Origin of the sequence: Celeribacter sp., assembly GCF_048270365.1 — a bacterium.
Taxonomy (GTDB): Bacteria; Pseudomonadota; Alphaproteobacteria; order Rhodobacterales; family Rhodobacteraceae; genus Celeribacter.
Map to the genome: position 1 here is coordinate 376,762 of NZ_JBLWTA010000002.1, position 15,424 is coordinate 392,185.

The 15,424-nt window shown below is 61.0% G+C and carries 11 protein-coding genes; 3 read left to right on the forward strand and 8 right to left on the reverse strand.

The features are described 5' to 3' along the window. Positions 1-31 precede the first annotated feature (31 nt). Complete coding sequence (locus ACN0X0_RS04535) at positions 32-673, reverse strand: helix-turn-helix domain-containing protein (RefSeq protein ID WP_417262692.1); 642 nt, start codon at positions 671-673, stop codon at positions 32-34. A gap of 51 nt (positions 674-724) precedes the next feature. Continuing rightward, positions 725-2,011, reverse strand: a complete 1,287-nt coding sequence (locus ACN0X0_RS04540) for an ABC transporter substrate-binding protein (RefSeq protein ID WP_417278188.1) — start codon at positions 2,009-2,011, stop codon at positions 725-727. Positions 2,012-2,192: 181 nt separating this feature from the next. Here ACN0X0_RS04540 and ACN0X0_RS04545 point away from each other — a divergent pair, with 181 nt between their 5' ends. Both ACN0X0_RS04545 and ACN0X0_RS04550 read left to right on the forward strand, forming a co-directional pair. Further along, positions 2,193-3,536: an NAD(P)-binding domain-containing protein gene (locus ACN0X0_RS04545; protein WP_417278189.1), complete on the forward strand. Its 1,344-nt coding sequence runs from the start codon at positions 2,193-2,195 to the stop codon at positions 3,534-3,536. A 104-nt stretch (positions 3,537-3,640) separates the two neighbouring features. Further along, positions 3,641-6,010, forward strand: coding sequence for a DUF1989 domain-containing protein (locus tag ACN0X0_RS04550; RefSeq protein WP_417278229.1), 2,370 nt, complete (start codon positions 3,641-3,643; stop codon positions 6,008-6,010). A gap of 59 nt (positions 6,011-6,069) precedes the next feature. On the opposite strand, the gene ACN0X0_RS04555 is transcribed toward ACN0X0_RS04550, so the two are convergent. From ACN0X0_RS04555 to ACN0X0_RS04580, 6 genes are all read right to left on the reverse strand, one after another. Next, positions 6,070-6,273, reverse strand: coding sequence for a formate dehydrogenase subunit delta (locus ACN0X0_RS04555; RefSeq protein WP_321364618.1), 204 nt, complete (start codon positions 6,271-6,273; stop codon positions 6,070-6,072). Further along, positions 6,270-7,001 carry a formate dehydrogenase accessory sulfurtransferase FdhD gene (gene fdhD, locus ACN0X0_RS04560; RefSeq protein ID WP_417278190.1) on the reverse strand — a complete coding sequence of 244 codons (732 nt, stop codon included), beginning with the start codon at positions 6,999-7,001 and terminating at the stop codon, positions 6,270-6,272. The genes ACN0X0_RS04555 and fdhD overlap by 4 nt, the downstream gene beginning before the upstream one ends. Beyond that, positions 6,998-9,922, reverse strand: a complete 2,925-nt coding sequence (gene fdhF / locus ACN0X0_RS04565; RefSeq protein ID WP_417278191.1) for a formate dehydrogenase subunit alpha — start codon at positions 9,920-9,922, stop codon at positions 6,998-7,000. Before fdhF ends, fdhD begins: the two co-directional genes overlap by 4 nt. Beyond that, the gene (locus tag ACN0X0_RS04570) at positions 9,919-11,445 is read right to left on the reverse strand and encodes a formate dehydrogenase beta subunit (RefSeq protein ID WP_417278192.1); all 1,527 of its coding nucleotides are present in this window, start codon (positions 11,443-11,445) and stop codon (positions 9,919-9,921) included. Before ACN0X0_RS04570 ends, fdhF begins: the two co-directional genes overlap by 4 nt. Beyond that, positions 11,442-11,930 (reverse strand): formate dehydrogenase subunit gamma, encoded by a 489-nt coding sequence (locus ACN0X0_RS04575; protein WP_417278193.1) that lies wholly within the window; start codon positions 11,928-11,930, stop codon positions 11,442-11,444. Before ACN0X0_RS04575 ends, ACN0X0_RS04570 begins: the two co-directional genes overlap by 4 nt. Positions 11,931-12,032: 102 nt before the next feature. Continuing rightward, a complete protein-coding gene (locus tag ACN0X0_RS04580; RefSeq protein ID WP_417278194.1) occupies positions 12,033-12,920 on the reverse strand; it encodes a LysR family transcriptional regulator in 888 nt (295 codons plus the stop codon). Between the two features lie 126 nt (positions 12,921-13,046). On the opposite strand from ACN0X0_RS04580, the gene ACN0X0_RS04585 reads away from it, so the two are divergent. Beyond that, positions 13,047-15,404, forward strand: coding sequence for a Tex family protein (locus tag ACN0X0_RS04585; protein WP_417278195.1), 2,358 nt, complete (start codon positions 13,047-13,049; stop codon positions 15,402-15,404). The last annotated feature ends 20 nt before the right edge of the window (positions 15,405-15,424 follow it).

The window sequence follows — 15,424 nt, forward strand, 5'->3', positions numbered from 1 at the left end:
AACGACGCAGAATCGCCAATGATCCGCAGGTTTAACGCGCCTGCGGGTAAGTGATGATCGACAGGTAACGAGCGGGCAGCTCATTGATGACTTCCGGGCCATGTGGCGCATCCGAGTCGAACAAAAGCGTGTCGCCCGGCTCCAGCGGATAGATCTTGTCGCCATGACGATAGTCGACGCGGCCCTCCAACATATACAAAAGCTCGATGCCTTCATGTTGAAACGCCGGAAACCGGTCGGAGGCATCGGTCAGTTCGATCAGATAGGGCTCGACCACAACGCCCGAGTTGTTCGACCCGATATGACCCAAGAGACTGTATTGATGCCCGGCGCGGGTGCCTTCGCGCTCGATTTCGACCCCATCGCCCGCTTTCACATGCATACAGCCGCGCTCTTCCTCATAGCCGGAGAACAGCTGCACCAGTGGCACTTTCAACGCATGCGCCAGCGCGGAGATCGTGTTGAGCGAAGGCGAGATCACGCCATTTTCGATCTTAGACAGCATCCCCACCGACAGCCCGGTTTGCGCCGCCAAATCAGCGCCCGTCAGCCGTTGCCGTTTACGCAGCTCGCGCACCTGGCGCCCGATGGCAACCTCGAGGTTCTTTTCCCTCTGCTCTTTCACGGCATGGGGGTTTTGTCGCAGGGCGGTTTCTTCCGGCTTCAAAGTCATCTCTCCTGTCACGTTCTTTCTCTCTTATATATAGGATCCGCGTTTTGGCGGTCAGTCCTGCGCCAGCGCGCGTGTCAAATCGGGTTTGTCGCGTTGGTGCCAAAGCTGGCCCAGAGCACCCAGCTCCTCCATCAAACGCCCGCCATGGGCCTCAAGCCAGCCCAGCACCGAACCGAATTCCTGAATCTCGGCCTTGCCGCCCCGGATCGCCACCACCGGCCAATCGCCGACCAGCGCATTGTCGATGCCGTAGACATCCGTGCCCCACCAGGTCGCCAGCCCAAAGGCATGCGGCATGCGGCGTCCCCGTTTCAGAGCGGCGAGAACCGAAGCCGTATTAAGACTGTCCGCCGTTTCCACCGCATCGTGCCAGAGGTCCAGAATAGAGGCATATTCCCAACTCACCGCAGACCAGTGATCCGGGAAGCGCTCGGTATAGGCGTCGAAAAACGCCTTGGGCCGGTGAAAGAAAAACGCCGTGTCGGCCAGCGCCGCATCGTCAAAATCCGGGAATTGGAAGGTGAAGCGCTCCATGAAGTCGGGCGAGGTGCGCGTGATCAGCCGCCCATAATTGTCGCAGGTACAGGCGAGAATCTCGCCCGTGAACCCGGCCTCATAAGCTGCCACCGTCAGCTCCTCGATCATCGGCGGTGCCGAGGAGCACCAGCAAAGCACATCGGGATCAGCGGCCAGCATCTCCGCCACAATGGCGCGCGCATCCCCGGCCTCCGCCTCATAATGCACCTCCCGCACCACCTCGCGGCCTGCGACATCGAAGGCGGCGCGGTAGGTGGCCAGCGATGGCAGGCCCATGAGATCACGTTGCGAACAGAGCGCCACTCGCGTCGCCTCGGGTCGTGTCCGGGCCAGCCAGTCGACGCCGGTGACGTTGAAAAACGGGTGCACCTCGGCGGGGGCGATGAGAAAGGGGTGATCGGGAGAGAGGTCCGAGGGCAACAATGTCGCGGTCAGAATGCGGCGTTGCATCAGGTAAGGCAGTGCCAGCGCCATATCGCCACCGCCCAAGGTCAGGACCAGTCGCACGCGCTGGGTCTCGACCATCTGGCGCGCGGCCTCAAGCGTCGCCTCTGGCCCGTCACCGCTGTCATAAACGCTCAGCTCGACCAAGTGCCGCCGTCCGCCCAGCATCATACCGCCATGCGCATTGATCCAATCGACCCAAAGCTGACAGCCCTCTACGCCCGGTCGGCCCCAGAACTCTTCGGCGCCCGACATCGGCACCAACGCGCCAATGCGAATGGGCGCGCGATCTTGCACGCTCAGACGCGGCATGCTGCCTGCGACGGCCAGTCTCTGCGCCAGCGAAGCGCTGCTCATTTTTTCACCTCGCGCTCAAAAATAGGTCAATAGACCGAGAGATTTCCCGATTCATATATTCCTCTAAGGAAAATTCATTGACCAGCAGAAAATTTTTGGACCAAACCGGAGTCAATCCAAAAGAACCAATCTTGATTATTGGTCCATACCAACACACGCTCAACCAACGGGAGTTTTCAATATGACCAAACGAGTCGCCGTCATCGGTGCTGGCCCCTCCGGCCTCGCTCAACTGCGTGCTTTCCAATCCGCCGCCCAGAAGGGTGCCGAGATCCCGGACGTCGTCTGTTTCGAGAAGCAATCGAACTGGGGCGGGCTGTGGAACTACACGTGGCGCACCGGCGTCGATGAGAATGGCGAACCCGTGCACGGCTCGATGTATCGCTACCTCTGGTCCAATGGTCCGAAAGAGGGTCTCGAATTTGCCGACTATTCCTTCGAGGAACATTTCGGCAAGCAAATCGCGTCTTACCCGCCGCGCGCCGTGCTGTTCGACTACATCGAAGGCCGCGTGATCAAGGCCGACGTGCGCAAGTGGATTCGCTTCTCTTCCGTGATCCGCTGGGTCGAATATGATGCTGATAAAGGCGACTTCGAAGTCACCGTGCACGACATGGTCGAGGACCGCGTTTACAAAGAGCGTTTCGACAATGTCATCGTCGCCTCCGGCCACTTCTCCTCTCCGAACGTGCCGGAATACGAGGGCTTCGATCAGTTCAACGGCCGCATCGTCCACGCCCACGACTTCCGCGACGCGCGCGAATTCGAGGGCAAGGATGTGCTTTTGATGGGCTCCTCCTACTCCGCCGAAGACATCGGCTCGCAGTGCTGGAAATACGGCGCAAACTCGGTGACCACCTGCTACCGCTCCGCGCCGATGGGCTTTAACTGGCCGGACAATTGGGAAGAAAAACCTGCGCTAGAAAAGGTCGAGGGCAAGACCGCCTATTTCGCCGATGGCACCACCAAGGACGTCGACGCGATCATCCTGTGCACCGGCTACAAACACTATTTCCCCTTCCTGCCCGACGATTTGCGCCTCAAAACCAAGAACCGCCTGGCGACCGCCGATCTCTACAAAGGCGTGGTCTACACCCACAATCCAAAGCTCTTCTACCTCGGCATGCAGGACCAGTGGTTCACCTTCAACATGTTCGACGCGCAGGCGTGGTATGTGCGGGACATCATCCTCGGTCGTATCGAGGTTCCGACTGACAAAGCCGTCCTCGAGGCCGACGTTGTGGAACGTATGAAGCGCGAAGACGCCTCCGACGATGTGAAATACGCCATCAACTATCAGGCGGAATACATCAAGGAGCTCATCGCCGACACGGACTACCCGTCCTTCAACGTCGATGGCGCGACAGAGGCCTTTATGGAGTGGAAGAAACACAAGGCGAAGGACATCATGGCCTTCCGTAACAATTGCTACACCTCCGTGATCACCGGCACTCTGGCGCCCGTCCACCACACGCCCTGGAAAGACGCGCTGGACGACAGCATGGAAGCCTACTTGCAGAACTAACCGGTCTTCGCGTCCGGGGGACCGGGCGCGTATTTTCCTCCCCTGATCCGGGGGACCGCTATCATGCACCCCCGGATTTTTTTATACCGATGGAGATCCCGTTGATCCTCGATCCTTCCGGCCTTCCTTTTCGATCCGGCCCGCCAACGGCCTCTCACCCGCGTCGCGCAGGCGCCTACCGGCTAGCCTCCAACGAAGAACGCCACACTGTCCAAGGCGGTGGGGCGTCTTTGCTTGAGGTAAAGCCCGGTGACCGGATCACCGTCACCAACACCGAGGGCGGCCAACGTTGCGAGTTGCTCGCGGCCCACATGGACGGGCGTGTCGATCCGGGTGTTCTCGGCTGGTCCGCCGATGCCTCCGGCGACGATCTACGCGCCACCGTGAATAGCGCCCTGCCTGGCATGGCGCGTCTGCGTTTGGGCCTTGCGAACCGTCAGATCGACCTGACAGGCGCCAAATCCATCGGCCTTTTCTCTGCCACAAGCCCGGCGGGCGAAGGCGTGAGCTTTACGGCGCAAAATTCAGGCTGGATCTTGATCAACGCCCCCGCGCCGGAACCCGATTTCGAGGCGCAAAACACCGCCACGCCGCTCAACGTTACAATCACGCGCGCGGAAGCCCGACATGAAGGCTCATTCGCCCTCCCCGACCCGCTCGCAGACACGTTGCAAGACATCCGCATCGCCTCGGCCACGGCCAAAGCCTACACGGTGAAAAAGGGTGAATTCATCCAGATCATGGATGTCGATGGTCGCCAATGCACCGATTTTCAATGTTTCGACGCGCGCAAGGTCGACAAGGGCATTTTCCACCCGCTCGACGTCACAACCACCCGTACCATCCAAGGCCACGCCTACCCGATGCCCGGCCTGCATGCGAAGTACTTCGACCATGACCTGACGCCTTTGGTCGAAGTCGTCCAAGACACCTGCGGCCGTCATGACGCCTTTGGTCTGGCCTGTAATGCGAAATATTACGACGACATCGGCTATCCGGGGCACACCAACTGTTCCGACAATTTCAACGCGGTTCTCGACCCTTATGGCATCCCCGCCCGTCCCGGCTGGATGGCGGCGAATTTCTTTTTCAACACCGCAATCGACGAACATGGCGTGATGCTGGCGGATGAGCCATGGTCGCGTCCCGGCGATTACGTGTTGTTGCGCGCGCTGACCGATCTGGTCTGCGTCTCGTCGTCCTGCCCCGATGATACCTCTGCCGCCAATGGCTGGCACCTCACCGACATCTATGTGCGCACCTACGGCGCCGAGGAACGTTTCTCCCGCGCCACCGCCTGGCGCCCGACCCCTGACGAGGATCCGATCATGACGCGTGAAAGCGGTTTTTACGATTCCTTTGCCACGATGACCCGCGACTTTGCCGATTATAACGGGTTCTGGCTGCCCAACTCTTTCCCGGAATGCGACCCTGTCGAGAGCTACTGGGCCTGCCGCGAAGGCGTGGTGGTCATGGACCTCTCCGCGCTCAGAAAATTCGAGATCACCGGCCCCGATGCCGAGGCGCTGATGAACTGGGTTCTCACCCGCAACGTTGAAAAACTCGCCGTGGGTCAGGTGGTCTATTCCGCCATGTGCTACCCGCACGGCGGCATGATCGACGACGGCACTTTGTTCCGTCTGGGCGAGCATAATTTCCGCTGGATCGGTGGCTCGGATGAGGGCGGCGTCTGGATGCGCGAAGAGGCCAAACGTCTCGGCCTCAACGTCATGATCCGCTCCTCGACCGACCAAATGCACAACCTCGCGGTCCAAGGCCCAAAATCGCGTGATTTGATCAATGAGCTCTTTTGGACAGCGCCGCATCATCCTGATTTGATGGACATGGGGTGGTTTCGGTTCACGCCCGCGCGTCTTGGTGATCACGACGGCATCCCGGTTGTGATCTCGCGGACCGGCTACACCGGTGAGCTGGGCTATGAGATTTTCTGTCATCCGAAACACGGCGCGGAGATTTTCAAAGCGGTCTGGGAGGCCGGTCAAAAGGTCGGCATGAAACCCATGGGCCTCGCCGCTCTTGACCTCGTGCGAATCGAGGCCGGGTTGGTCTTCGCGGGCTATGATTTCTCCGATCAGACGGACCCCTTCGAGGCGGGCGTCGGCTTTACCGTACCTTTGAAATCCAAGACCGCTGACTTTGTCGGGCGTGACGCGTTGCTGCGCCGCAAAGAAACCCCGTCGCGCAAATTCGTGGGTCTTGAGATCGACGGGCAGAACGCCGTGGCGCATGGCGATTGCATCCGTATCGGTCGCGCACAGGTGGGCGAGATTTGCTCCGCCCTGCGCTCCCCCCGCACCGGCCAGTGGATCGCGCTGGCGCGGATCGACGTGGCGCATGCAGACGAAGGAACCCAAGTCGAGGTCGGCCAACTTGATGGCCACCTCAAACGCTACTCGGCCCGCGTCGCGGCCTTCCCGCATTACGACCCGAAAAAGGAACGCCCCCGTTCCTAAGGCCCAAAACGACAAAACCCCGCCACACCGGCGGGGTTTTTAAATGCCATTTTGACATTTCAAAGAGTTTGGCCGGCCTCAATCACCAAGGCATGCAAGCCCTCTCCCCCCTGCCCAAGGTAGGCCTTGAGCTGGGTCAGCATCCGCGGCTCCCAGAAATCCTTGAGATGCGCGGCCACACCGGCGGCCTGATCCCCGCCCGGTTGCGTGGCAAAAAAGCTCGCGATCTGATTGGCCATCAGCACCATTTTCGCATCGGTCATGCGCAATCTTCCTTTTCATCCGTATAGGCCACCACCGCCTCGCGGCGCAGCACCATCAAAGTCAGTCCTGTGTCTTTTGCCAGTTCCACCGCCGCGCGTGTCGGCGAGGACAATGCGAAGAGCCCGGAAATCCCGGCGCGCACGCATTTCTGCACCAGATCGACAGAGAGCCGCGAGGTGATGATCACCGCGCCTTGGCTGACATCCGCGCCAGAGAGCGCGCCGATCAATTTGTCCAACGCATTGTGCCGCCCAACATCCTCGCGCAAGGCCATAAGTCCCTGATCCGAGAAGAACCCGGCGGCATGCATGGCCCCCACCTGATCACGGCGCTTTTGTCCTGCGTTCAACGCATCCAAAGCAGCACGCGCATGTGCCTCAAGTCCTGCAACCATCGGCTTAACCGTCCCCGGAAAAGCCGTCGCTTCATCAAGACTCTCAATCCCGCACAACCCACATCCCATCGGTCCGACAGAAGCTCGCCGTCGTGCATCCATCGCCGCCGCGCGGTCTTCTTGTATGCGCCCGCGCACCTCATAGCCGTGGGCATGTTTGATCGCCGAAATCTCGGTGACATCAGAGGCCTCGGACACGATGCCCTCCGAGACGGCAAATCCGGTCAAAAACTCAGGTAAATCAAAGGGTGACGCCATCATGACAGCCGCCGTCGAGCCGTTATAGACGAGCGCGACGGGGGCTTCTTCAGGGAGGGCGTCGACCTGCTTCATTCAGCGGCCTCGATCCGGCGCGATTGCTCGGCCTGCGCGGTGTAGTCCTTCTGCCACTCGCTCGGCCCGTTCGAGGGCGACACCTGCACCGCCGTCACCTTATATTCCGGGCAGTTCGTCGCCCAGTCGGAGTAATCCGTGGTGATGACATTGGCCTGCGTGTCCGGGTGGTGGAAGGTGGTGTAGACCACGCCGGGGCTGACCCGATCAGTGATCTTGACGCGCAGAGAGGTCTCGCCCGAGCGCGACGCCAGCCGCACCCAGTCGCCATCGCGCAAACCGCGATTTTCGGCGTCATGCGGGTGGATTTCCAACACGTCCTGATCATGCCAGACGGAGTTCTCTGTCCGCCGCGTCTGAGCGCCCACGTTGTACTGGCTCAGAATCCGCCCCGTGGTGAGCAAGAGCGGGAAACGCGGCCCGGATTTCTCGTCCGTGGCGATATATTCGGTGACGATGAATCGCCCCTTGCCGCGCACGAAGCCGTCTACATGCATCAAAGGCGTGCCATCCGGGTGCTCTTCGTTACAGGGCCATTGCACGGAGCCTTTCTCTTCGAGCACCGCGTAATCGACGCCCGCGAAAGACGGCGTGGTCGCGGCGATCTCCGCCATGATTTCCGCCGGGTGCGCGTAGGACCAAGGCTTGCCGCCGGTCTCTTTCAGAACGGCATTGGCAAGTAGTTGGGTGACTTCCCAGTCCTCATAGCCGTTCTTCGGCGCCATCACTTTGCGCACGCGGTTGATGCGGCGCTCGGCGTTGGTGAATGTGCCTTCTTTTTCGAGGAACGACGATCCGGGCAGGAAAACATGTGCGTAATTTGCGGTCTCGTTCAGGAACAGGTCATGCACGATAACGCATTCCATGGCTGCGAGACCGGCGGCCACATGTTTGGTGTCCGGGTCGGATTGCAGAATGTCTTCGCCCTGACAATAGAGCCCTTTGAAGGTGCCATCGACAGCCGCGTCCAGCATGTTCGGAATGCGCAGACCGGGTTCCGCGTCCAGTTCGACGCCCCAGGTGTCTTCGAAAATCTTACGCACTTCCGGCTGTTTCACATGGCGATAGCCCGGCAGTTCGTGCGGGAAAGAGCCCATATCACAGGAGCCCTGCACGTTGTTCTGACCACGCAGCGGGTTCACACCCACGCCTTCGCGGCCGATGTTGCCGGTCATCATCGCAAGGTTGGCGATGGCCATCACGGTCGTGGAGCCTTGCGAATGTTCGGTCACACCGAGGCCATAATAAATCGCCCCGTTGCCGCCCTGCGCATAGGCGCGCGCGGCTTCGCGGAGTGCCAGTGCAGGCACGCCGGTGAGGGCTTCGGTCGCTTCCGGCGCATGGCGTTCGTCGGAGATGAAGGCTTTGTAATCTTCCCAGGCATCGATGTCACAGCGTTCCGCGATGAAAGTCTGATCGAACAGACCTTCGGTCACGATCACATGACCCAGCGCAGAGACCACGGCGACGTTCGTGCCGGGTTTCAGCGGCAGGTGGAGCGACTCGTTCAGGTGCGGCGTTTCGAGCAAGTCGATGCGACGCGGGTCAATCACGATCAGCTTGGCCCCTTCACGCAGACGTTTGCGCAGGCGCGAGGCAAAAACCGGGTGCCCGTCCGTCGGGTTCGCGCCGATCACCACCACGACGTCGGATTTCTCAATCGAGTCGAAATCCTGCGTGCCCGCCGAGGTGCCAAAGGTCTGGCCGAGGCCATAGCCGGTCGGCGAATGGCACACGCGCGCGCAGGTGTCGGTGTTGTTGTTGCCAAAGACCGCGCGGGTGAGTTTCTGAACGAGGTAGGTTTCCTCGTTGGTGCAGCGCGACGAGGTGATGACGCCGATGCTTTTCTGACCGTATTTCTGTTGCAGACCGACGAGTTTCTTAGCCGCAAAAGACAGCGCCTCATTCCAAGACACTTCGCGCCACGGTTGATCGACGCTGTCGCGGACCATCGGGCTCAAAATACGATCCTTATGGGTGGCATACCCATAGGCAAATCTGCCTTTAACACAGGAATGACCCCGGTTCGCCTTGCCGTGCTTATAGGGCACCATGCGCACCAATTGATCGCCCTGCATCTCCGCTTTGAAGCTACATCCGACACCGCAATAGGCGCAGGTGGTCACGACGGAACGGTCCGGCGTGCCCATCTCGATCACGGATTTTTCTTGCAGCGTTGCGGTCGGGCAAGCCTGCACACAGGCGCCACAGGACACACAGTCGGAGGCGAGGAAGTTCTCCGCGCCCACGGCCACGCGGCTGTCAAAGCCACGGCCTTCGATGGTCAGAGCAAAGGTGCCCTGCACCTCTTCGCAGGCCCGCACACAGCGGTTGCAGACGATGCATTTTGACGGATCGTAGGAGAAATAGGGGTTGCTGTCGTCTTTCGGCAGCCATTCGGGATTGGCCTCACCCGACGTGTCGCGCGTCTCAAAATGGTTCGCAAGCGGCGCGTTTTTCGGCGCCTCATAGCGCACATCGCGCAGGCCCACGGCGCCTGCCATATCCTGCAATTCGCAGTCGCCATTGGCCGAACAGGTCAGGCAATCGAGCGGGTGATCGGAGATATAAAGCTCCATCACGCCCTTACGGATGCGGCGCAGTTTGTCGGTCTGGGTGTGGACCTTCATCCCGGCGTGCACCGGCGTGGTGCAGGAGGCAGGCGTGCCACGGCGGCCCTCGATCTCGACGGCGCAAAGACGGCAGGAGCCAAAGGCCTCAAGGCTGTCGGTGGCGCAAAGCTTCGGGACTTGGATACCAAGATCAGAGGCCGCGCGCATCACGGACGTGCCTTCGGGCACGGTGATTTCCATGCCATCGATGGTCAGCGTCACCGGCTTGCCCGTCTTGGCGGGGGTGCCGCGGTCGATGTCGTCTTGGATGCCGGTCCCGTTTTCCCAGGGAATGATGAAGTCTTTCATTCTGCGGCCTCCTTCTGAGCGGTGTTGGGCGCGAATTCTTCGGGGAAATGGCGCAGCGCGGAGAGCACCGGATAGGGCGTGAAGCCGCCCAGCGCACAGAGCGAGCCGTCGGTCATGACTTCGCAGAGGTCTTCCAAGAGTGGGATGGCGCTGGCGTCGCCCTCCTTGATGCGGTCGAGCGTTTCAACGCCCCGCACCGCGCCGATGCGGCAAGGCGTGCATTTGCCACAGCTCTCCACCGCGCAGAATTCCATCGCGAACCGCGCCATCGACAGCATATCCGCCGTGTCGTCAAACACGACGATGCCCGCGTGACCGATGAGAGCCTTTTGCCCATCGAACTCTTCGTAGCCAAAGGGCGTGTCGAATTGATCGGTGTGAAGATAGGCGCCCAGAGGGCCGCCGACTTGAACGGCTTTGACCGGACGCCCGGAGGCGGTGCCACCCGCGACCTCGTTCACCAGCGTGCCAAGCGGCATGCCAAAGGCGGTTTCGAACAGCCCGCCGAATTTCACATTGCCCGCGATCTGGATCGGCATGGTGCCTTTCGAACGCCCAAGGCCGAAGTTGGCGTAATGCTCCGCACCCTTGGCGAAAATCGCCGGCACGGTCGCCAGAGAGATCACGTTGTTCACCACGGTCGGACGGCCCAAAAAGCCCTCAAGCGCCGGAAGCGGTGGCTTGGCGCGGACCACGCCGCGTTTGCCTTCGAGCGAGTTCAAGAGCGAAGTTTCTTCACCACAGACATAAGCACCCGCACCGACGCGGACTTCCATGTCAAAGGCGCGGCCACAGCCCAACACATTGGTCCCCAACACGCCCGCAGCCCGCGCGATCTCAATTGCTCGACGCATCACGGCAACCGCATCCGGGTATTCGGATCGGGTGTAAACGTAGCCCTTCGTGGCACCGCAACCGAGGCCCGCAATGGTCATGCCTTCGATCAAGGTGAAGGGGTCGCCCTCCATGATCATCCGGTCGGCAAAAGTGCCGCTGTCGCCCTCGTCGGCGTTGCAGACGATGTATTTCTGCGGCGCTTTCGCAAGCCGCACCGTGTCCCATTTGATGCCGGTCGGGAAACCCGCGCCGCCACGACCGCGCAGGCCGGAGAGTTTCACCTCGTCGATGATCGCGTCTTGCGACATGCCAATCGCGCGCTTGAGGCCTTCGAGACCGCCGTGCGCCTCATAATCGGACAAAGACAGCGGGTCGATCACGCCGCAGCGCTCAAAGGTCAGCCGCGTCTGGCGGGCAAAGAAGGGGATGTCCTCGACCGTGCCCAGTGTCTCGATCTGACCATCCAAAAGTGCGACCACGTCGTCCTCGGAGATCGGCCCATAGGCCAGACGCGCACCGTCTTTTTCGATCTCGACCAGCGGCTCCAGCCAGATCATGCCACGGGTGCCGTTGCGCACGATCTCCGCTTTGAGGCCGCGTGCGGCGATCTCTTGCGTCAGTTTTGCGGCCACCTCATCGGCGCCGAGCGCCTTGGCGGCGCTGTCCATGGGGACGTAAATCTTCATGCCGAGCCCCCCGTTTTCGTGGCTGCGAGCGCTTTTTCAACGCGGGCTTCATCGGCGCGTGCGATCAACTTGTCATCCAGCATCGCAGCGGGCGCGCAGGCGCAGAGGCCCAAACAATAGACAGGCTCTACCGTCACTTTGCCGTCCGGCGTGGTGCCGTGCCAATCGAGGCCGAGTTTCTCCAAAAGCCGCTCCGCCAAAGCCGTGCCCCCCATCGACTGGCAGGCTTCTGCGCGGCAGATTTTCAGCACGTGCTTGCCAGCGGGCTTTTCGCGAAAATCGTGATAGAAGGAAATCACGCCCTTGAGTTCAGCCCGCGTGATCGTCAGCGCCTTGCAAAGGGGCGCATGGGCTGCCTCGGGAATCACTCCAAAGCTCTCTTGCAACGCATGTAACATGGGCAAAAGCGGGCCTTCGAGATGGGCGTGAGCAGAGATGATCTCCGCAATCGTCCCGTCATCATACGGGGAGCTGGCTGGCGTCATGGCTGACCTCTTCGGATACGACCGTATACATTTCTCCCATGAGAGCATGGCATGCATCGCGAAATCAATATCGATAAATCGTCAAACGATAGTCAAAACCTATCATAAAAGTTCCGATATGCGCCGCGCTTCAGCCAGCAAAGCGGCCAAAACCGGCGTATTCGGATCGCGGTGCGGCGCAATCAGGCCAACACGATGCCCAACTTCACCGCCGGTGAGCGGAATGAGGTCCAGCGGCTTGCCCTGTGTCAGGAACCGCGCGATGCCTTCGGGCAGGACGGTGACCCAGCCGCCGCTTTGCACATGGGCGATCAACACCACCGTGGAATTCGATTCGACGCCGACCTGCGGCACCACGCCTGAGGCGCCCAAGTTGCGGTCAATGATCCGCCGATTCTGCATCTCCGGCGACAAGAGACACATCGGCACCCCGTCGAGATCGCTCCAATCCACCGATTTTCGCCCCGCAAAGACGCCGCCACCGGCGCTCACCACCATATAGCGCTCCCCATAGAGTGGCACGGCACTAACCCGCCCCAGAGGTTCGTTGTCGAGATAAGTGAGGCCCGCGTCCGTCTCGAGATCGTCCAGCATGGTGAGGATTTGCGACGAGGGACGCGAGAGGATCGTCAGTTTCACATTGGGATGCGCCGCGCTGAACACAGTTGAAATCCGCGCGGCCCAGGTGAGCGCCGTCGGGATCGCGGCAAGGCGCAGCTGGCCCGACAACCCGTGCCGGGTCGCGCGCATTTCATCGCGGAGCTGGCGGCTGTCGGCGACGATCTTGCGCGCCCAGACGAGGGCGCGTTGTCCCTCCGGCGTCAATCCGCCGAAGCGAGAACCGCGAAAGATGAGCTGCACCCCCAACTGGTCCTCAAGCTGTTTAATCCCCGCCGACAGGCTGGGCTGAGTGATGCCGAGAGCCCGCGCGGCGCGGCCGAAATGGCCCTCCTTGGCGACGGCAATGAACATTTCAAGCTTGTTGAGCATGGCGAAAACCTGATCGAGGCGATGCGTTACGATAGATATATCATATCGACTGTGGAGAGGTCATCTCTCCTCTTGGCGCGACCTTTCAGGACCGCTAAGACTGGCCTCCCGACAGGAGGACCAGATTTGAGCACGCCCACCGATCCGCAAACATCTGCGCGCATTTCGCGCACCATCGCCACCGACATCGCCGCCTCCACGGCGCAGGTCACCGCCGCCATCGGGCTTTTGGACGAGGGCGCGACCGTCCCCTTCATCGCGCGCTACCGCAAAGAGGTGACGGGCGGTTTGGACGACACGCAGTTGCGTTTGCTCAACGACCGTCTGTCTTACTTGCGCGAGTTGGAAGCGCGGCGGGGGACGATCCTCAAATCCATCGAGGATCAGGGCAAGCTGACCGACGATCTCAAACGTGCCATCGCAGGCGCAGAGAGCAAATCGACGCTCGAAGACATCTACCTGCCCTACAAGCCCAAGCGCCGGACCAAGGCGATGATTGCGCGCGAGAACGGGCTTGAACCGTTGTTGGAAGCGATCAAAGCGGACCGTTCCGCCGATCCCGAAAAGCTTGCCGAAGGCTTCATCACCGAGGCCGTGCCAACCGTGAAAGACGCCCTCAACGGCGCGCGCGACATCGCCACCGAAGAGCTGTCGGAAAGCGCCGATCTCTTGGGCAAGCTGCGCGATTTCATGCGGCGCGAGGCGCTTGTGACCGCCAAAGTCATCGCGGGCAAGGAACAGGAGGGCGCGAAGTTTTCGGACTATTTCGACCATTCCGAAAAATGGTCCGACATCGCCTCGCACCGCGCTTTGGCAATTCTGCGCGCGGCGAAAGAAGAGATCGTCACCATGGACATCGCGCCTGAGCCAGAAGAGGGTGCGGCGCGCGCCATTGCCATGGTCGCCTCTTATCTCGGCACCTCGACCGAGCAACCCGGCGATTTGTGGCTACGCACTGTCGCGCGCTGGGCGTGGCGGGTGAAATTCGCCATCTCGCTGCACATCGATCTGTTGGGCGAGCTGCGCCAACGCGCCCATGAAGATGCAATCACGGTGTTTTCGCGCAACCTCAAGGACTTGCTTCTGGCCGCCCCTGCGGGCGCCAAGGCCACCCTTGGCCTCGATCCGGGCATCCGTACAGGCGTCAAAGCCGCCGTGGTGGACGCCACGGGAAAGGTTTTGGACACCGCCACGATCTATCCGTTCCAACCGAAAATGGACGTGCGCGGGGCGGAGGCAAAGATCATCGACTTGGTGAGCCGCCACAATGTCGGCCTCATCGCCATCGGCAACGGCACGGCGAGCCGGGAAACCGAAAAACTGGTGGGCGAGACGCTGAAACTCCTGCCTCCGGGCGTCAAAGCCCCGACCAAGGTTGTGGTCTCCGAGGCGGGGGCTTCGGTCTATTCCGCCTCGGAACTCGCGGCGCAGGAATTCCCCGATCTCGACGTCTCCTTGCGTGGCGCGGTGTCGATTGCGCGTCGATTGCAGGACCCTCTTGCTGAGCTGGTGAAGATCACGCCCGAAAGCATCGGCGTCGGTCAGTATCAGCATGACGTCGACCAGCGCCGCCTGTCGCAGGCGCTCGAAGCGGTGGTCGAGGATGCGGTGAACGCCGTGGGCGTGGACCTCAACATGGCCTCCGCGCCTTTGCTCGCGCAGGTCGCGGGTCTCGGCCCGTCTTTGGCGCAGAGCATCGTCACCCACCGCGACATTCACGGTGCATTCCCGTCGCGCAAGGCGCTTTTGAAAGTGTCCGGTCTTGGTCCGAAAGCCTTTGAACAATGCGCGGGGTTCTTGCGTATTCGTGAAGGTGACGAGCCGCTCGACGCCTCCTCTGTGCACCCCGAAGCCTATGATGTGGCGCGCGAAATCGTCAAAGCCTGTGGCCGCGACATGCGCGAGATCATGGGCAATCCGACGGCGCTCAAGGGGCTGCGCGCCGAACAATTCGTCACCGGAGACTTCGGCCTGCCGACCGTGCGCGATATTTTCACAGAGTTGGAAAAACCGGGCCGCGATCCGCGCCCTGAATTCAAGACCGCGACGTTCACCGACGGGGTCGAGGACATCAAGGATCTGAAACCCGGCATGCGGCTTGAGGGCACTGTGACCAACGTCGCGGCCTTCGGGGCCTTTGTGGACATCGGCGTGCATCAGGACGGTTTGGTGCATGTCAGCCAATTGGCCGACCGTTTTGTCAAAGACCCGCATGAGGTGGTGAAGGCAGGCGACATCGTGTCGGTCCGCGTCACCGAAGTGGACATCCCGCGCAAACGCATCGGATTGTCGATGCGCAAGGATGGCGGCGCGCAGGACAGAGGTCAACAGGACCGCAACGCGCAACAACCGCGCGGGAATGCAGGCGGCAAAGGCGGATACGGTGGCAAACCCCGTGGCAGCAACGCGCCCAAGCCCCGCACCTCCGAGAGCCAAGGCGCCTTTGGTGCTGCGCTTTTGGATGCGATGAAAAAGAAAACATGACACAAACGCGGCCTTCCGCA